Here is a 380-nt window from a genome sequence, read left to right as displayed (position 1 = left end):
GCCGTGCTCGTATCTCCCGGGCCCAGCTTGACCGGCACGACGGCAGCGGTCTTGTCGTCGTTGATCACGTAAACGAACGGGCCCTGGGCGCCCTGCTGGATCGCAGCGGCCGGCACCAGAATCGCCTGCGGCAACACCTGGACGGGTAGCTTCGCGGTGACGAACTGGTTGGGCAACAGCTCGTTGTTGGTATTGGCAAACTCGGCTTCGAACTTCACCGTACCCGTCGCCGGGTCCACTTCATTGTTCGCAGCGCGCAGGCGGCCGGTGGCGATCACCTCATCGGGACTGTCACCATAGGCGTCGACCGGAATGCAGGTGCCGGCATTGAGACGCTGCAGCACACGCGGGACCACGTTCACCGGCACCGAGAAGATCAC

The 380-nt window shown here is 64.2% G+C and carries 1 pseudogene; it reads right to left on the bottom strand.

Features of this window, described 5'->3' with window-relative positions:
• Positions 1-380, bottom strand: a pseudogene (locus tag CBX98_RS26360) (efflux RND transporter periplasmic adaptor subunit); the annotation flags it as partial.

Source organism: Vibrio sp. T9 (assembly GCF_003123985.1).
GTDB classification, from domain to species: domain Bacteria; phylum Pseudomonadota; class Gammaproteobacteria; order Enterobacterales; family Vibrionaceae; genus Vibrio; species Vibrio diabolicus.
This window is presented reverse-complemented; position numbering and strand designations above follow the sequence as displayed.